Source organism: Sulfobacillus sp. hq2, assembly GCF_002903155.1.
Classification (GTDB): domain Bacteria; phylum Bacillota; class Sulfobacillia; order Sulfobacillales; family Sulfobacillaceae; genus Sulfobacillus; species Sulfobacillus thermotolerans.
The window spans coordinates 444,632-460,636 of sequence record NZ_NWUL01000047.1 but is presented as its reverse complement, the minus strand read 5'-3'; the positions used below and the strand labels follow the sequence as shown (position 1 = coordinate 460,636).

Annotated in this window: 22 protein-coding genes and 1 tRNA gene; 21 read left to right on the top strand and 2 right to left on the bottom strand. The window is 52.3% G+C overall.

Features of this window, described 5'->3' with window-relative positions; genetic code table 11:
- The first annotated feature begins 56 nt into the window (after positions 1–56).
- The 11 genes from CO251_RS15690 to CO251_RS15645 all read left to right on the top strand — a co-directional run bounded on the left by CO251_RS15690 (position 57) and on the right by CO251_RS15645 (position 8,004).
- Complete coding sequence (locus CO251_RS15690) at positions 57–593, top strand: bifunctional adenosylcobinamide kinase/adenosylcobinamide-phosphate guanylyltransferase (protein ID WP_103376723.1); 537 nt, start codon at positions 57–59, stop codon at positions 591–593.
- Entirely contained in the window at positions 569–2,056 is a 1,488-nt protein-coding gene (locus CO251_RS15685) for a cobyric acid synthase (protein ID WP_242968644.1), read from the top strand. The genes CO251_RS15690 and CO251_RS15685 overlap by 25 nt, the downstream gene beginning before the upstream one ends.
- Entirely contained in the window at positions 2,016–3,017 is a 1,002-nt protein-coding gene (gene cbiB / locus CO251_RS15680) for an adenosylcobinamide-phosphate synthase CbiB (RefSeq protein WP_103376721.1), read from the top strand. Before CO251_RS15685 ends, cbiB begins: the two co-directional genes overlap by 41 nt.
- Positions 3,005–3,745 (top strand): adenosylcobinamide-GDP ribazoletransferase, encoded by a 741-nt coding sequence (locus tag CO251_RS15675; protein ID WP_103376720.1) that lies wholly within the window; start codon positions 3,005–3,007, stop codon positions 3,743–3,745. The genes cbiB and CO251_RS15675 overlap by 13 nt, the downstream gene beginning before the upstream one ends.
- Positions 3,746–3,749: 4 nt before the next feature.
- The gene (locus tag CO251_RS15670) at positions 3,750–4,784 is read left to right on the top strand and encodes a histidinol-phosphate transaminase (protein ID WP_103376719.1); all 1,035 of its coding nucleotides are present in this window, start codon (positions 3,750–3,752) and stop codon (positions 4,782–4,784) included.
- Positions 4,775–5,515, top strand: coding sequence for a type 1 glutamine amidotransferase (locus CO251_RS15665; RefSeq protein ID WP_103376718.1), 741 nt, complete (start codon positions 4,775–4,777; stop codon positions 5,513–5,515). Before CO251_RS15670 ends, CO251_RS15665 begins: the two co-directional genes overlap by 10 nt.
- Before the next feature lie 68 nt (positions 5,516–5,583).
- Positions 5,584–5,811 carry a twin-arginine translocase TatA/TatE family subunit gene (locus CO251_RS15660; protein WP_103376717.1) on the top strand — a complete coding sequence of 76 codons (228 nt, stop codon included), beginning with the start codon at positions 5,584–5,586 and terminating at the stop codon, positions 5,809–5,811.
- A gap of 78 nt (positions 5,812–5,889) precedes the next feature.
- Positions 5,890–6,834 (top strand): cysteine synthase A, encoded by a 945-nt coding sequence (cysK, locus tag CO251_RS15655; RefSeq protein WP_103376716.1) that lies wholly within the window; start codon positions 5,890–5,892, stop codon positions 6,832–6,834.
- A 52-nt stretch (positions 6,835–6,886) separates the two neighbouring features.
- Positions 6,887–6,982: transfer RNA gene (locus CO251_RS17485), tRNA-Sec, on the top strand.
- 315 nt (positions 6,983–7,297) lie between these two features.
- Positions 7,298–7,567, top strand: coding sequence for a ribbon-helix-helix protein, CopG family (locus CO251_RS15650; RefSeq protein ID WP_103376715.1), 270 nt, complete (start codon positions 7,298–7,300; stop codon positions 7,565–7,567).
- Complete coding sequence (locus CO251_RS15645) at positions 7,564–8,004, top strand: putative toxin-antitoxin system toxin component, PIN family (protein ID WP_103376714.1); 441 nt, start codon at positions 7,564–7,566, stop codon at positions 8,002–8,004. The genes CO251_RS15650 and CO251_RS15645 overlap by 4 nt, the downstream gene beginning before the upstream one ends.
- A 466-nt stretch (positions 8,005–8,470) precedes the next feature.
- On the opposite strand, the gene CO251_RS15640 is transcribed toward CO251_RS15645, so the two are convergent.
- Complete coding sequence (locus CO251_RS15640) at positions 8,471–8,776, bottom strand: hypothetical protein (RefSeq protein WP_146039112.1); 306 nt, start codon at positions 8,774–8,776, stop codon at positions 8,471–8,473.
- Between the two features lie 16 nt (positions 8,777–8,792).
- Positions 8,793–9,023, bottom strand: coding sequence for a hypothetical protein (locus CO251_RS15635; RefSeq protein ID WP_103376712.1), 231 nt, complete (start codon positions 9,021–9,023; stop codon positions 8,793–8,795).
- Between the two features lie 126 nt (positions 9,024–9,149).
- Between CO251_RS15635 and CO251_RS15630 the strand changes: the two genes are divergently transcribed.
- The 10 genes from CO251_RS15630 to CO251_RS15595 all read left to right on the top strand — a co-directional run bounded on the left by CO251_RS15630 (position 9,150) and on the right by CO251_RS15595 (position 15,309).
- On the top strand, positions 9,150–9,575 hold the full coding sequence (locus CO251_RS15630) for a site-specific integrase (protein ID WP_255398170.1): 426 nt from the start codon (positions 9,150–9,152) through the stop codon (positions 9,573–9,575).
- Positions 9,467–9,727, top strand: coding sequence for a tyrosine-type recombinase/integrase (locus tag CO251_RS17940; RefSeq protein ID WP_255398175.1), 261 nt, complete (start codon positions 9,467–9,469; stop codon positions 9,725–9,727). The genes CO251_RS15630 and CO251_RS17940 overlap by 109 nt, the downstream gene beginning before the upstream one ends.
- Before the next feature lie 120 nt (positions 9,728–9,847).
- The gene (locus tag CO251_RS15625) at positions 9,848–10,186 is read left to right on the top strand and encodes a helix-turn-helix domain-containing protein (protein WP_103376711.1); all 339 of its coding nucleotides are present in this window, start codon (positions 9,848–9,850) and stop codon (positions 10,184–10,186) included.
- Between the two features lie 24 nt (positions 10,187–10,210).
- Positions 10,211–10,894, top strand: a complete 684-nt coding sequence (locus CO251_RS15620; protein WP_103376710.1) for an ImmA/IrrE family metallo-endopeptidase — start codon at positions 10,211–10,213, stop codon at positions 10,892–10,894.
- Between the two features lie 79 nt (positions 10,895–10,973).
- Positions 10,974–11,123: a glycine zipper domain-containing protein gene (locus CO251_RS17480; RefSeq protein WP_158246391.1), complete on the top strand. Its 150-nt coding sequence runs from the start codon at positions 10,974–10,976 to the stop codon at positions 11,121–11,123.
- Between the two features lie 51 nt (positions 11,124–11,174).
- Complete coding sequence (locus CO251_RS15615) at positions 11,175–11,474, top strand: multiubiquitin domain-containing protein (protein ID WP_103376709.1); 300 nt, start codon at positions 11,175–11,177, stop codon at positions 11,472–11,474.
- The gene (locus CO251_RS15610; protein WP_207654697.1) at positions 11,471–11,878 is read left to right on the top strand and encodes an E2/UBC family protein; all 408 of its coding nucleotides are present in this window, start codon (positions 11,471–11,473) and stop codon (positions 11,876–11,878) included. Before CO251_RS15615 ends, CO251_RS15610 begins: the two co-directional genes overlap by 4 nt.
- Complete coding sequence (locus tag CO251_RS15605; protein ID WP_103376708.1) at positions 11,875–13,287, top strand: ThiF family adenylyltransferase; 1,413 nt, start codon at positions 11,875–11,877, stop codon at positions 13,285–13,287. Before CO251_RS15610 ends, CO251_RS15605 begins: the two co-directional genes overlap by 4 nt.
- Positions 13,274–13,621, top strand: coding sequence for a DUF6527 family protein (locus CO251_RS18125; RefSeq protein ID WP_369825295.1), 348 nt, complete (start codon positions 13,274–13,276; stop codon positions 13,619–13,621). The genes CO251_RS15605 and CO251_RS18125 overlap by 14 nt, the downstream gene beginning before the upstream one ends.
- Before the next feature lie 371 nt (positions 13,622–13,992).
- A complete protein-coding gene (locus CO251_RS15595; RefSeq protein ID WP_146039111.1) occupies positions 13,993–15,309 on the top strand; it encodes a DUF5677 domain-containing protein in 1,317 nt (438 codons plus the stop codon).
- The last annotated feature ends 696 nt before the right edge of the window (positions 15,310–16,005 follow it).

The following is a 16,005-nucleotide window of genomic DNA, read 5'->3' as shown; positions in this document are numbered from 1 at the left end:
TCCCGAAAAGCCTTGCTATAATGAAGACAAATTACGTAAAGAATTGGGGAGATTAGATGTCCCTTTGGCTGGTGCTTGGCGGCAGCGCGTCAGGGAAAAGCGCATTTGCCGAACGGCTGATCGGGTCGACCATGGGGCATATGGGGGTACAATACATCGCGACAATCGATGAAACATTAATGGACCCGACCGATGTGGAGTTTCAGGGAAGACTTGCGGCACACCGCCTGCGGCGCCCGCAAGATTGGACCCTATGGCAAGAACCAAGTGATCCGGTGGCACGTATCTTGTCTTTAGCGACGGACGCTCCGGTATTGTGGGATGGTATTGGTCCTGTGTTAAGCCGTATGCTGCTCGAGAATTCTGAGCATTTCACGGAGTGGCTCAATCGGCTTTCTCTTTTGGCCCAAAGGCAAGGGGACACAGTCGTTGTGAGCGAAGAAGTCGGCTGGGGGCTATTGGCTTCGTCCCCACAAACACGGTCCTTTGTCGATGCCTTAGGCCAAGTCAATCAACGATTGGCCGAGTTAGCTACCAGCGTCGTGCTCGTCGTCGCGGGGTTACCGTTGTGGATAAAGGGTCGACCCGTATGACCGCCAAAGCGCTGAGTGTCCTTGGGACAAGTTCTCATGTAGGGAAAACATGGATGGTGGCCGGACTATGCCGGGTTTTTCGTGACCGGGGAATTCGGGTGGCTCCGTTCAAAGCTCAAAACATGTCTCTTAATGCCTATATCACCCGTGAAGGCGCGGAGATTTCTTATGCTCAGGCATTGCAGGCCTGGAGTGCTGGAATTGCTCCGCATCGCGATATGAATCCGATACTGCTCAAACCGCAAAGTGCCCAGCAATCGCAATTGATTGTGCATGGACAGGTCCAAGGCGCATACGGCACCCATCATTTTCGTTACAATCGTGATGAGTTGTTTCGTGCGGTCACAGAGTCATATGATCGATTAGCCGCCCAATACGATGTCGTGATTATTGAAGGGGCGGGTAGCCCTGTGGAATTGAATCTGATGCACACTGATTTATCCAACGTGCGCATGGCAGAATATGCGGATGCCGACATGATTTTGGTGGGGGATATCGACCGCGGCGGGATTTTTGCGTCGTTATACGGAACGGTCGCGTTGTTACCCGAAACTGTGCAAACGCGTCTTAAAGGATTGATTATCAACAAGTTTAGGGGGGATGCATCCTTATTTACAGAAGGTGTGCAGATCTTGCAATCCTTGACGCATCAGCCGGTATTGGGTGTCGTGCCCTATGTTCCTTTGCAATTTCCTGAAGAAGATAGCCTAGGCGTACCGCAAGGGGGAAAGGGTTCGGCGCGGGTGACGGTGGTAGTGCCGACCTTGCCTTACATGAGCAATTTTACCGACTTTGATCCCTTGCGGATGGAACCCGATGTTGACGTGATTTTTACTTCTGATTTGCCATCGGAGCCGCCCGATTTGGTGGTTGTGCCGGGCAGTAAGAATACCCTGGCCGATTTGGCATGGTTGAAGCGGTCAGGATGGTCGGATGCTATCAAGAAATGGGCCTATGAGGGCATCATGGTCGCCGGAATCTGTGGAGGCTATCAAATGCTGGGAGAATCCGTGCGCGATCCTTTGGGGGTCGAGAGCCATGCCTTGTCACAAGAAGACGGTTTGGGGTTGCTGCCGATTGAGACCGTATTGACGGAGACTAAGATTACGCGTCAAGTGAGTGGTTTTGTCTGTGCTGGCCCATGGCAAGGTGAGCACGTGCACGGTTATGAATTGCATATGGGCGACACGACACGGGTGGAATCTCAAAACCAAACCAGGTATGCGCCTTTGTTTTCGTTAGATGACCGTTCAGACGGCTTGACTACTGAAGACGGCCACATCTGGGGGACGTACTTGCACGGCGTTTTTCATAATCCAGAATTTCGTCACCGCATCATTCGTCAACTCGGTGCGCGGTCGCTCTTGGCTGGCGACGTGTTTGAATCTGTAATCCGACAATGGAAAGAGGTGATAGAACAATATGTCGATATCGCTGCTCTTATCCGTTTGGTGGGGGGCTAGTCAAGCTGCCTGGATTTTGTTGGGACTCGTGCTGGATATTCTGTTCGGCGATCCACCGTGGCGTTTTCATCCTGTACGCTTAATTGGCATGTTAGTTACACGGCTCGAAAAAGTGGCCCGCTATATCGCTCATAGCCCTCGGCAACTGCGTTGGGCCGGCATGGCGCTTACGATGCTCGTTATGGTCATTGTTCTGGGCTTGGTGACGGCTTTATTGATCGTGGCCCATGTGGTATCCATCTGGCTATTTCGTTTGCTCATTGTGTTGCTCACCTACTGGGGGGTGGCGGTACGGGGTTTAGCGGAGGCGGCATTGGCGGTTTACCGGCCATTGGCTCAAGGAAAATGGAATGAAGCCCGCTATTATCTTTCCATGATTGTTGGTCGTGATACGGAAAAATTGTCACAAAGTGAAATGATTCGCGCGACGATTGAGACCGTGGCGGAAAACACCTGTGACAGTATCGTAGCTCCTCTCTTGTTTACCTTTATCGGGGGCCCTGCATGGCTTTGGCTCTATAAAGCAGTGAATACGATGGATTCGATGATTGGACACCGTTCCGCAGAATACCAAGATTTAGGGTGGTTTGCAGCGCGCACGGACGATTGGTTTAACTGGATTCCGGCCCGCATTTCAGGCCCGGCGATTGCTGTGGCGGCAGGTGTTGATGGGCGTTTACACCAGGCCTTCGCGGTGATGCGTGCGGATGGCAGGCGTCATCCCAGCCCTAATAGTGGCATCTCTGAAGCGGCCATGGCGGGGGCTTTGGGGGTAAGCTTAGGCGGTGTCAATACCTATCAAGGGGTCGTTTCGCTTAGGCCCAAAATTGGCCGCAGCGACCGGGCCCTTTCGGTCCCGATGATTATTCAAGCCGTGTCGATTACGATGCGGGTCACGCTGGTCGTCTCGTTGGTGTTAGGCTTTGTGGCATTCATGGCAACAGGGCGGTGGCTGTCATAGACGGGTTGCGCCAAGCCGTGAGCTTGTTAACCCGCATTCCCATGGGACCTTTTAGCGAGCACGGCGCCAAACGTTCATGGGCATTGGCTTGGTTTCCTGTAGTGGGGGCGGGTGTCGGTGTCTTGTGGCTGGCCTGGTGGAAACTATTTTCAGGGATGCCGGTACCATTGCGAGCGACCGGCGCTATCGTCAGCGAAATTTTATTGACAGGCGGCATGCACTGGGATGGATGGGCTGATGTCTTTGATGGGTGGGGAGCTGGGCCTGGCCGCCGGGAACAAGCCCGTAAGGATTCACGCATCGGAGCTATAGGCGTGCTATGGCTCGTGGCCGGGTTTGTGGCTATGGTGCAGCTGTGGCGGCTGGGGGCTGACACCCTCCGTTGGCCTCTTTTATTTTTGAGTCCCGTCTTTGCGCGCGGAGTCATTAGTGTGGCCACGGCTTTGCCCAAAGCCTCTGCCCAAAGCCAATTGGCACAATGGGTCCAACAGATGACCGACCCTAGGGGCAGCATCATCAGCAGTTTGTTAACGGTGGGGCTCAGTTATTGGTTAATAGGTCCCCGTGCTTTGGTGTTAGACGCGGTGGTTGTGCTGCTGGCGGCGATGTTCGTGAGCTATTGGCAGCGGATCTTTTCAGGATTAAATGGCGATATTTTAGGAGCGACCGTCATCTTTACGGAGCTTGCGGTGCTCGCTGTAGGCTCATGGAGCTGGATTTGGAGATGAGAGAATGCATGGAGGAGACTGGGCTTCACTAGAACCTGGGCCTTATCCTATGCTCGATTTATCAAGCAGTATCTCGCCGTATGGCCCAGGGCCGAAAGCTCGGGCACTATGGCCAACGTTGGTGAATAGGATTGATCGTTATCCGGACTGGAAAGCACGAGAGGCCACCCAGATAACCGCGCAGCACCTGCATATCGCGAAAAGCCACCTCATGTTGACCGCAGGGGGGGTCGAAGCCATTGACTTGGTGTTGCAAGTGTTTCGGCCAACGCAGGTATTTGTTAAAATTCCTGCTTTTAGTGAATACCAAGAACGTGCAGAAATACACGGAATGACGGTAGAGTCCATTTCTCGCATTGAAGACATAACAAATCGCTCGGGTCTGTTGTTTTTGGCCAATCCGGCTAACCCTACGGGAGAGGTTCTTCGCGCAGAGCAACTCCTTCCGTATGTAAAATGGGCACAGCGTCAGGGTTCACTGTTGGTCGTCGATGAAGCTTTTTTAGAATTTATCCCGGACTGGAGAAACATTACCTTAAGTCAGCACGCTGAACGGGATTCCCATTTGATTGTCATCGGATCACTCACCAAGTTTTATGGGTTAGCAGGCTTGCGCGTGGGATATTTGGTCGGGACATCTGACTATATACAGGCTGTGCGCCGATACGCACTTCCATGGCACGTATCCTTGGTGGCGCAAGCCATGGCTCAGGCAGCGCTTCAGGATCAAGAGTATTTTTCACAAACCCGCGAAGATCTTCAGCAAGAGCGTGAGCGAGTGTCACACCTGCTTCGCCAATGGGGGACAGTTCGTGAAGGGGCGGAGGCAAATTTTGTCTTATTTTCTCCACGGATGCCCTTGGACCCGGTGATTGCGGCATTGAGGGCTCGCGCGATTTTGGTGCGCGATGCGCGTGACTTTGAAGGGTTGGATAAGGAGTACGTCCGCATTGCGGTTAAAACCCCTCAAGATTCCAATCGTCTTATAGAGGCGCTTGACGAAATATTTCAGAAAGAAGGGACAGCACCATGGACCTGACCATTGCCCATTTGTATCCACGTCATATGAACTTATATGGGGACCGCGGCAATGTCTTGGCTTTGCGGTATCGCGCCTTGGGTCGGGGTATCGCGGTTCGTGTTATCGATGTGGATTTAGACGATCCGGTGGATTGGGATGCGGTCGATTTAGTGTTTATGGGGGGCGGGGAAGATTCCCATCAAGCCCGGATTTATGAAGATTTTTTGCGCCGCGCGGAACCTCTTATGGCAATTCTTGACAAGGGGGTGCCAATGCTCGCGATTTGTGGCGCCTATCAGTTATTGGGCCATCACTATCAGACGGCGGATGGCCAAAGGCTTCAGGGCCTGGGCTACTTGGACGTTACCACAGAAGCTGGGTCTACCCGGGCCATTGGGGATGTCGTGTGTGAGACGCCGCTCTTTGATTATCCGAAAACGCTTGTAGGTTTTGAAAACCACGGCGGCCGCACATTTTTGGGTCCAAGCAGTCAAGCCTTAGGCACCGTTCGGCTGGGCAAGGGAAATAACGGAGAAGACGGGACGGAAGGAGCATGGAAGAATCACACCATTGGCACTTATTTGCACGGCTCGTTATTGCCCAAAAATCCGCATTTAACGGACCTATTGCTTGAGTGGGCTCTGGATTGCAAATATGATGGTGAGGTGGTCTTAGAGCCCATGGAGAGCACGCGGGAAATGGCAGCGCATGAGGTAATTGTTGCGCGCAGCAAAATAAAGCATGTTTAATGCGTAGTCGTGCTATAATAGCCTATATGGCAGACAAGGTTTCGGGTGACTAGAAAGGGGATTGTCCTATGGATTTGCTATCACCTATGCATATTATTGTATTACTCGTCGTGGCGCTCTTAATCTTTGGACCTAAAAGACTTCCGGAAATCGGTTCGGGACTGGGCAAAAGTATTCGAGAATTCAAGCAGTCCATGAATCAAATGACGGAAGAAACCAAAAATCCGGCAGCACCAGCACCAACCGAATATCCGGCACAAGCTGTTATAAAGGAACAACAACCGCCAACAGAATGATGGCGTGAGACTATTGAAAAGGCCTTCTTTGCGGCAATTGCCTGCAACTGGAGGCTTTTTTGCTTAAGGAGAGATATTATGGCGGATTTGTCATCCCTTATTGGCCACACACCAATGGTTCTTTTAGATTCTTTAGCTCCGCGCGCCCAGGTCTTTGCGAAACTGGAATCTTTCAATCCTGGCGGATCGATTAAGGACCGAACGGCATGGTCGTTGCTTAAAGATGCCATGGACCGAGGCAAAGTCGGTCCCAAGACCGTCATCATTGAAGCGACGTCCGGGAATACCGGGATTGCGTTAGCGATGGTCTGTGCTTTGAACCATCTGCGCTTGGTGGTCTTTATGCCGGAGGGACAAAGCTCGGAGCGCAAGCAGCTGTTTTGGGCTTATGGCGCTACAATCATTGAGACGCCGCGGGAGGAAAAGACCGCGGGAGCGATTCTTCGGGCAAAGGCCTTGGAGGCATCGCTGCCTGATGCGCTAATGTTGCGCCAACATGAAAATCCAGCAAACCCTTCGATTCATGAGATGACAACCGGGCCGGAAATTTGGGAGCAAATGGGACAGCATGTCGATGTGCTTGTTGCTGGAGTGGGAACTGGCGGTACGATAACGGGCACGGGTAAATTCCTCAAACGCGTCAATCCGGATATCGAAATTGTCGCCGTGGAACCAGAAAATTCGGCGGTCATGAACGGCAAGCCAGCCGGCAACCACCGTATTCAAGGCATTGGCGCTGGCTTTATTCCCCAAGTCCTCGATATGTCAGTGGTCACGAAGGTGGTGGATGTCCCGGATGAAGGCGCTATTCAAGCCACCCAATTGTTAGCACGCGAAGAAGGCTTGGTGGTCGGTTTGTCCTCGGGGGCTGCGTATTGGGCTGTCCAGCATCTATTAGACACGGGGGACTATGATGGCAAACACATAGCCGTCATTTTTCCAGATTCCGGCGAGCGTTATTTGTCGACAGGTCTGTATCCGCCCACGTCATCAGAGTGGCTAAAGATGGCCGAGCAAGAATAGTGCTGCGTGATTTTGACAAATTACGTTTTTTTCCGTACAATAAAGCAGCTTTGGGGGTAGTTGAGGGCATGGTGCCTTCCTTGGACTTCAAATCCAGTGGTCGGCGTTAGACGTCGATGGTGGGTTCGATTCCCACATGCTCCCGCCAAAGTCAATTTCCGCAAGGCTTCCGAGGATCGGAGGCCATTTTTATTTGCCTCAAAATGCGCAAACACAGCAAGTTTTATCCGGCCCGAGCGCGGAGCTGAAAGACGTGACAGTAGAGACGCTCGCGATGGTAACGGCCAGCGCCAGATTTGCTACTGAGAATTCTGAGGCGTCAATGAGTCATGGCAAACTTCGCGGGTGTATTTCACACGTTCGAAGTTTGCGGACATACATCACGATGTATAATGAATACATAGACTGATGGGAGAGCTATGAGTCGTTGAGACTATGGCCCACATAGCAAGGAGGAGATGGCATGCAGCGGACCAACATTTATCTGGACGAGGACCAGTTACGACTCCTCAAACATCTGGCTGCCGAAGAGAATAAGCCGGTGGCCGATTTTGTTCGGCAAGCGGTGGACCAGTTCTTGCGCAGTCGATTAGAAAACGATGTGACGTGGCAAAGCGATATGACGGCTCTCATCGAGCGGGTGCGTAGCCGCGTGTCTCCTGCCATCGATCCCGACCAAATTGAGCGCGATATCCGCGAGGCGAGGCACGACGTGAGAACTCGACGACGATGAACGCGGTCATTGATACCAACGTCTGGGTTTCGGGATTGATTTACCGGAACGGAATGCCGGCGCGAGTGCTGGACGCCTATCGAGATCTGCGGTTTACCGTTGTCACCAGTGAGCCCCTGTTGGAAGAGCTAGTGGAGGTTCTGCGACGGCCCAAGATCGTGCGGAAATACGGCGTGACGGATGAAGACGTTCAGGCCCTACAGGCACTCCTGAGGAGACATGCCGTCGTTATCCCGATCCATCACACGGTCCGTGTATGTCGGGACCCGGATGACAATGTGGTGATCGAGACGGCGGAAAGGGGAAAGGCCCAGTTTTTGGTCAGTGGAGATGCGGATTTGTGGGATGCGGAGGAGGTGAAGGCCTACCTCCGCGACCAGCGAATTCACGTGCTCAATCCCAAGGAGTTTTTGGACAAGATTGGCATTCTCGGTTGATAAGACTGTGACTTCTCGGTAGCTCTCGAACTGCGACGTCGCGTATCTTTGGGCGCGGACGGTGACCTGTAAAAATTGCCGTGCCACAGTCCCTCTCCTCAAGACACGATGGCTCGCCAAGAAAGATAAAAAGCGGGTTCTGCTGTCGATGGAACCGAATACGGACCGTTCTGGGGCTGACTGATCCCCAGTTTGTACCACAAAAATAGAGTTTTTGTAACAACCCAGCCGGTTCGGTCGCTGTTTGGAGCGCCGAAAGTGACGCATCCTGGAGGCCCAGCGCGCATTTTCGTAGGCCGCGAAAGGCAGACCACCTGAATGCCAGGCCATGCCCGATTCGCCCGCAGGTGGCGAATCGGGCCGGAAGGATGGTGGGCGCTCCTCGGATTTTATGGCCCCGCGTCTGTCTTCAGACCCCGGATCGGGACAGGCGGGATGCGACGGCAAAAGTTGCGCACGGTGCGGATCAGGGTGCGCCAAACCAGGTCATGGTGTGCCAACCCCCGAAAAGTTCGACGGCGGCAAAGCCTCGATCGGCCAACAGAATGGGATGACAGGTAAGAGGGATGTAGGAGGCCACGCGCTGACACAGGTTCACTTCAATGGCCCGCATGCGATCCTTTAAGGCGTCTTTCCGTACGGTGATCCAGCCTAAGGGAATCGCGCGGCCATGGGCCCGCCAATTTAAAGACAGAAATTGATGCACTCCATCCTTCGGATCGGTCCAGTCGAGGGTGAGTAACGCCTCGTACAGCATTGAGGAGATAAGCAATCACATCGCCTTGCGCTCACCCCATATCCATCCGCGAATTGCCCAAAAAACGATCCACCCGCTTGATCGTATGTTTGGCGCTGGTGGTGATCTCGTCCGCCATCGCCAGATGGCGCCCGATGATGGCGGATCCTAAACGCGGAGACGGGATAACCGCCCAGACCAACGCAGCGAGCGTCGTGCGTTGAGATTTGCGTAAGTGGCCGTGCGTTTGAAAAAACGTCGTGATAGACTGTCGTTGAATCATCGGGATCCCCCTTCGGCGCAGAGTCATGGCAATGCATACTTCGCCAGGGGATCCCGATTTTCCTTTGCGTCGAATATTTTGTCTATACAGAACATGCCGACATGAATACTGGGGATGGGTTAGCGAGTGTTGTGGAAGTTTATCGCATTAACGGGTGTCCGACGCGGCGAGGCTTTGGCCCTGCGGTGGGAGGATATAGATTGGGAGCGCCGTGTTGTCACCATTCAGCGGACATTCTCGGGAAGTGGGCGAAAGCGCCGCACTCTCAACACTCCCAAAACGCAACGCGGTGTACGGACGATTACCATTCCCGAGATTCTTGTCAACGAACTGGAGGCGCAACGCAAGCAACAACAGCTGGAAAGGCAGGTCGCCGGGGACGACTGGGGGAAACCGGATTTGTGTTTACCACCTCAAGGGGTACGCCGCTGGACCCCAGTCAGATCACGCTCGCGTTTAAGAAGCTATTGGCAAAGGCTGGTTTACCGAACACGTGGCGATTGCATGACCTGCGCCATGCGATGGCGACGCACTGGTTGGCGAGCGGGATAAACCCCAAGGTCGTATCGGAGAGACTTGGGCATGCCAGTGTGGCGTTTACTTTGCAGGTCTACGCGCATGCCTTGCCAAATCAACAGGCGGAGGGAGCTGCGAGGATTCTGTTTGGTAAGGAAATAGACGACCAAAAGGGAGTCTACGAATGAGGAACTCAGGAAGTGGCAGATTGTAAGCCATAGAAACAGTGACCGAGATACTACTAGCGAGCTTAACTGTTGTGATTGTTGTATATCTCTGATATTCTGCTATTAAGCGGAAGGTGGTAAATGATGAATGATTTTGGTGCGTACATTGCCGACGCGCGAAAGAAGTTAGGCTTAAGCCAAAAGGATCTTGCCTCGCGAATCTTGAAGGAGGACGGAACTCCCATATCGTTGCAATACCTCAACGACATAGAGCACGGACGTCGCAACCCTCCGCCAGCCTACTATATCCGTCAACTCGCGTCCCAGTTGGGAGTTGCGGAAGCCTACCTCAGCATCTTGGCACGACAGCTTCCACAAGCCCTTCAAGATTTGGAGACTACTCAATTAGAACCAGATGCGGTCGAAAAAGGAATCCGAGCGTTTCGGCGCGCAATAGAAAAGAAGAACGATCCACGTTAACGTTGTTGGGGAGAATCGCACTATATGAGATGGATACCGGACAATACTGGTCGGTTTGATTATCGTCCGTACTACGAAGGCATAGAGATGGAAGACAGATGCGCGGCTATTATTAGAGAGTTCGCGATTACCCGACGCGGCGCGCTTTCCTTTCCGATTAAAACGGACGATTTGACCGTACTGATTGAGCAGCACGCAAACTTGGACTCCATGGCGGACTTGTCTCAAGAAGGCGAGGATGTCGAAGGACTGACCGAATTTGGTACTCAGCCAACAGTACGGATTTCGGAACGGCTTTGGGAACCCAAAAGGGAAAATCGGCTGCGGACCACATTGACACACGAATTAGGACATGTAGTCTTTCATAACCCGCTTTGGCTTAAAAAGAAAAATCAGATCGAATTTGAGTTTGCCAACGGTTTGTTGGAGGCCCGCTGTCATCGGGAGGCTGTGCTGGGCGTCCATCCGGTCGATTGGATGGAATGGCAGGCTGGATATGCATGTGGAGCTTTTTTAATGCCGTACACGGCAATAAGAGAGTTAATTGACTCTATGGGGAATGGAAGTTCATCAACTATTTCGGATGAGTCCAAGTTGGTAAGAGCAATGCAAGAACTTTTTCATGTATCCGAACAGGCAGCCAAAGTTCGACTTGCTAAAGTCGGGTATGCTTCGAACCAAAGTGGGGAACTTGGCTTCTTCCTGTGAGGCTTGACTTTTTTTATAGGACAGAATACGCTATTAAGCGTAACAGCGGATTGGGGAAATGCGAAAGGAGGATACACTCATGGCCAAGAAGGCGAAAGCAGTGGTAGGTGCCACGTTTGGAGGGGCGGCAGGAGGATTCGTGGGGGCTCTCGTTGGAGGGCCCGTAGGTGCCGCAATTGGGGCAATTGTAGCGGCGGTCATTGGACATGAGGTAGGAAATAAAAACTGATGATTTACGGAAGCAATCGCTCTGGATCATTAACGGGAAGGAAGAGGATTGATGGCTAATATTGTCGATATCGAGGAATTCGCAAGAGATGGTAAGGAGGTACCGACGCACGGTGTTGAATACCGATTCAAAGTCGGAAACAAGCTTCTCATTTGGAGTGAGCCGACAATAACGGGTAAGCAAATTCTCGAACTTGCTCAACTGATTCCGGTGACCCAGTACCAGCTGAATCAGAAGTTCAAGCACGGGGTGGTCGAGCCCATCGAATTAACTGAAGTGGTCGAATTGACACGTAAGGGTCTTGAACGGTTCACTTACATGAAATTGGACCAAACGGAAGGGTCAAAGTGAGAAGACAATTCAACCTAGATTCGGATGACGAGCAGTACATGGACGCCAAGGGTTACCACTGGGAGACCATCATAGAAGGGAAGAAGCTTTGGCTGCTGGTGAGTCACTTTCCCATACCCCCAGGCTACAATGTGACGGAGGCTACTCTGGCGGTACAGTTTCCATCCTTAGATTACCTTCGACAAGGGCTGGATATGTGTTATTTCACGCCGGCTTTGTCACGAGCCGATAACAAGTCGATCGCCCAGGTGAATGTGGTCGAACAGATTGATGGCCGGGCGTTTCAGCGTTGGTCTAGGCATCGCACATCTCAAGCTCCATGGGATCCCGGAAATGATTCGCTGGTAACCCATCTGCTCCTCATCGAGCAATGGTTGCGCCGGGAATTTGAGAGGGTCAAATGATTACAAAACAGTACAAATTGAGAATGACAGGTCACCAATACGACGCGCTTAGAAAGCATTTGTTAACCGATGACGGACTTGAGGCAGTGAGTGTGTCCCTGTGTGGCGTCGCGGAGCGTCAAGATACAGGTCGCGTTGAACGAATCGTTGCAGTTCATTGCATCGAGCACATCCCTTACAGTGAGTGTACCGAGAGGACTAGCAGTCGAGTCACTTGGTCGACTAAATTGCTCTCCGAATTAATAGCTGAAAATTCAACTCAGCAGTTCGTCGTTCTTAAAATCCATAGCCACCCAGATGGCAGCCAATCATTTTCAGAACTGGACGATGAATCAGACCGCTGTCTGTATGAAAGTTTGGCGGGATGGTTTCAACGCGACTTCGTCTTGGTTAGTGCGGTAATGCTCCCCGGAGGTCGAATCGTGGCGAGAGCTTGGGATGGTGGAGCCACTCCCGTATACTTCGAATCGGTGGTTGTCGCGGGCGACGACATTTACATCTGGAACCGCATGAATGAGGCAGACCCGGTCGATGAAGATATGGACGAAATCCAACAGCGTACTCACCAAACTTTTGGACAAGGTACGACTGCTATCCTCCGTAAGCTGTCGGTGGGTGTAGTCGGTGTTTCGGGTACAGGCAGTCCCCTTGTTGAAATGTTGTTTCGGCTTGGCGTGGGTTCCTTGGTACTTGTGGATGCTGACACGATAGAGAAGAAGAATTTAGGGCGTATTTACAACAGCTCTAGGCGGGATATCGGAATTTACAAGGTCGATGTCATAGCGAGGGCAATAAAGCAGAGTGGGCTAAATACGAAAGTGTTGCCGATTCACACAGACCTTTATCACACGTCGGCGATCGCCGCCCTTGCACAATGCGACATGGTCTTTGGGTGTATGGATTCTATAGTCGGTCGCGATTTGCTTAATAAGCTTGCAGTGTACTACAGCCTGCCATATTGGGATGTAGGAGTCGGCATAGAGGCTGACGGAAACGGCGGGGTTGAGTTCGTCGGGGTCTCGGTGCACTACCTGACCCCTGATGGCCCAACCCTATTGGAACGGAAGGCATACACCTCGGAGCAACTTAGGGCGAGTCACCTAAAACGCACTGACCCCGAGGAATATGAGGGTTTGTTGGACGAGGGCTACATTCAGGGAATCCGCGAAGAGCGCCCTGCGGTCATTAGCGTTAATACGTTAGCCGCAAGTCTCGCCGTGAATGATTTCTTAGCGCGCATTCATGGGTTTCGCTGGTTCAGAAATGCCGATTGTAGCGCAGGTCGATTCAACTTGAGTGACGCCTATTTTCGGTACGAGCCTGCTCCAAACGTCAAATCGAGCCTGGCTCCCTACGTCGGCCGGGGAGACACCGTCCCCCCGTTGGGTGAGATGAATGTTGTACAGTAAAGTTAGGGATGGTATTCTTCGGATTCTTGGATGGCTGGGACTCCGTCGACGAGTCGGCCAATATACGGTCATAAATTGCGATGCGTTACCGGAGATGCCAAAGCAAAACGTGCTCTATGTTTTGGGAGACCCTCCGTACGAATGGGCGGTCGGGTTTCTGTGCCCCTGCAACTGTGGTGCTCTGATTCAGCTTAATCTCCTTCCTAAAGCACGGCCATGTTGGAAGTTGAAGAGAGGGCCCAACGGTGAACCGTCCCTGTATCCTTCGGTATGGAGAAAGGTGGGCTGCAAAAGTCACTTTTTTCTTCAGGATGGGAAGATCGAGTGGGTGTAGGTGCGGGGGGGCGAATTCGAGTTCTCCTCTGACATTTAGGATGCGAACTGAATTCCTAAGCATAAGCATTCGAACGAACCGCCTGACTGAGCTTCTCAGACTGGATGTCAATATGGGTACCATGCACTTCGAGTTGGACCCCTCCAATTCACCGTGGAAGAGTAGCTCTTCATGATTCATATTGTTGGGGAAGGAGCAGGTCGATGTCCAAAAAGAAAAAAAACCCTAAAAGGGCAGGTTCACGGCATTCGACGGTAGGTCAGCACACGAGACAAGGCAAATCGCTAATTCCACCTATGTCTACAATACCAAATCTACCCCTAACGTCTTGGCTTGATCAGAGGCTTCCAGAATTCCTATGGGCCGGATTGTTGCTCGCACGGATTGGCCGGGCCAGTACTCTTACCGTGTTTCGGGGGGTAGCGTTAGCCGTACACGGTTTAGCTTCGATCCCGAAGACATTGGATGTCACTCAGACAGGGATTTCCGCCTTACCACAATCTGTGCAATCTGTAGTACTTACGGCGCTAACGTCGAGTTGCATACTCAAAAGGACATTACGGCCACTTCTGTTGCTTGAAGACTTGCCAGCTCGCAATGCATGGGAAAACGCTATCGGTCTACAGCCTGAAGAAGATGACTGGATGGACCTAAGAGATGCGGTAATCTGTATTTTGGATCCGCAGTCTGAAGCGGCAACCGATTCAAGGTGGGTGCGCGTTCTCGTTAAGGTCGTTGCCGGCGAGTTAGTCTTGCCTTCGCAAGAATTGGTTGAGGAACTCAAAGACTATCCACTACGGGGAGACTTGCATAAGGTAAGACCCATGATCCGTGCCACAGAAGGTGCCCTTTCGGCGGCAACGGGGTTGGCCTCTTCTGGTTGGGCCGAAGCATTTTGGCAGCAGTGTTGGCGCGATACACAGTGCGAACCATGGGGACACTCGAAGACCGAGACCATGAACGCATCATCAGTGGGTACTACCGTAGAAACAATTCGCGAGGTTCAACGTAGACTGGTCGAACATTCCATGACCACGGCCACTTCCACCGGATTAGATGCGCAGCACGATTCTTCGTTTGGGATGGCGGCGTATAGTTTATCCATCCTCGGCGAGTTAGTTCTCTTTGGAAACAGCTCTTCCATCTTGGGCCGCATGGGCCTCCGTAGCTTATTGGAGGTATATCTTACCATCGCCTATCTTACTGCGCAAAGGGATCCCCATAAGTGGCAGGAGTATAGAACCTACGGTGTAGGTCAAGCAAAACTCACTTTCTTAAAACTCGATGAATCCGTGTCCCCGCCTCCATTTGCTAACCTAGAGACAATAGAGGCATTTGCTAATGAGGATATGTGGCATGAATTTGTCCCGATAAATCTAGGCCATTGGGATAATAGCAACCTTAGGAACATAAGCATCGAGGCAAACCTCAAGGATATTTACGACCGTTATTATCCGTGGACTTCCGGGTTTGTTCATGGCTCGTGGGCTGCGGCGCGAGCAAGTTGCTTTCAGATGTGTGCCAATCCTCTTCACCGCCTTCACCGAATTTTGACGCGCAGTGCCAATACTCTTGAAGACGTCGTCGAAGATGCTTGCTCGTTGACTGACGAAATTTTGGGAGTGATCGACCAGCTATACCCAGGTTTTCCGTTTCGAGTATCCATCACTTCTCAGCCATCTTTATAGCTGTAGCAGGCAAGAATGGCACAAAGATCAAGGATCTGACTAACATGGGAAGGGCGTCACATGGCTGCCCCAAAAAGAGTAATTTGCTACCATGTGTATGGGCCGCGATTTCCATGGTTGCCCGACGACCGTGCGGCGTCGGAAGTGACACCGACGATATCGCCATGGACATACTAGGACGGCAGTTGGAGGAGGCCATAGCGATAATCATGTTAGTTGGGAACAAAACAATGGGCGCTCGCCCAGACCTAGTCAGATGCACTCAGCATCCGAACGGGTTTTTTGACGAATCGTCGGCCCCTCTATGGATTTCCGTTCGTGTGCGAAGGAGAATTTGACGTGCTCGGGTTCGGCCGCATACATCCGGTCCCCCACATAGACACAGCCGTCCTCGACTCCGAGTCGCACGGTCTTGCGGCTCGAATTGTGCTGACCCTTCGGGCGAGCCCATCAACGCGTCGACTTCGGAGGCCATGAGTTGCTGCAACGTCCCTGGACGCCTACCTTCCGCGTCTTTAAGCAGGTCCACCAGGGCCCACCAACGCCGGGGGCAATTCGGAGGAATAGAAGGGTCACTTTTCGTGGGGCTTCTTTATAATGAGATTTACCGTGATTCCCTTCTGTGGTCGGATAATTTGGGCTTCGACACCCTAACTCAATCAGACTCCGGACGGGGGATCGCTAACTGCAAATTCC

What these genes read in the sequence shown, in the direction of transcription:
- CO251_RS15645 (WP_103376714.1), top strand. Translation starts at nt 7,564, where the DNA reads ATGAACGCGGTCATTGATACCAACGTCTGGGTTTCGGGATTGATTTAC.
- CO251_RS17480 (WP_158246391.1), top strand. Translation starts at nt 10,974, where the DNA reads ATGGCCAAGAAGGCGAAAGCAGTGGTAGGTGCCACGTTTGGAGGGGCG.
- CO251_RS15690 (WP_103376723.1), top strand. Translation starts at nt 57, where the DNA reads ATGTCCCTTTGGCTGGTGCTTGGCGGCAGCGCGTCAGGGAAAAGCGCA.
- CO251_RS15660 (WP_103376717.1), top strand. Translation starts at nt 5,584, where the DNA reads ATGGATTTGCTATCACCTATGCATATTATTGTATTACTCGTCGTGGCG.
- cbiB (WP_103376721.1), top strand. Translation starts at nt 2,016, where the DNA reads ATGTCGATATCGCTGCTCTTATCCGTTTGGTGGGGGGCTAGTCAAGCT.
- CO251_RS15650 (WP_103376715.1), top strand. Translation starts at nt 7,298, where the DNA reads ATGCAGCGGACCAACATTTATCTGGACGAGGACCAGTTACGACTCCTC.
- CO251_RS15670 (WP_103376719.1), top strand. Translation starts at nt 3,750, where the DNA reads ATGCATGGAGGAGACTGGGCTTCACTAGAACCTGGGCCTTATCCTATG.
- CO251_RS15635 (WP_103376712.1), bottom strand. Translation starts at nt 9,023, where the DNA reads ATGATTCAACGACAGTCTATCACGACGTTTTTTCAAACGCACGGCCAC.
- CO251_RS15665 (WP_103376718.1), top strand. Translation starts at nt 4,775, where the DNA reads ATGGACCTGACCATTGCCCATTTGTATCCACGTCATATGAACTTATAT.
- CO251_RS15620 (WP_103376710.1), top strand. Translation starts at nt 10,211, where the DNA reads ATGAGATGGATACCGGACAATACTGGTCGGTTTGATTATCGTCCGTAC.
- CO251_RS15605 (WP_103376708.1), top strand. Translation starts at nt 11,875, where the DNA reads ATGATTACAAAACAGTACAAATTGAGAATGACAGGTCACCAATACGAC.
- cysK (WP_103376716.1), top strand. Translation starts at nt 5,890, where the DNA reads ATGGCGGATTTGTCATCCCTTATTGGCCACACACCAATGGTTCTTTTA.
- CO251_RS15625 (WP_103376711.1), top strand. Translation starts at nt 9,848, where the DNA reads ATGATGAATGATTTTGGTGCGTACATTGCCGACGCGCGAAAGAAGTTA.
- CO251_RS15615 (WP_103376709.1), top strand. Translation starts at nt 11,175, where the DNA reads ATGGCTAATATTGTCGATATCGAGGAATTCGCAAGAGATGGTAAGGAG.
- CO251_RS18125 (WP_369825295.1), top strand. Translation starts at nt 13,274, where the DNA reads ATGTTGTACAGTAAAGTTAGGGATGGTATTCTTCGGATTCTTGGATGG.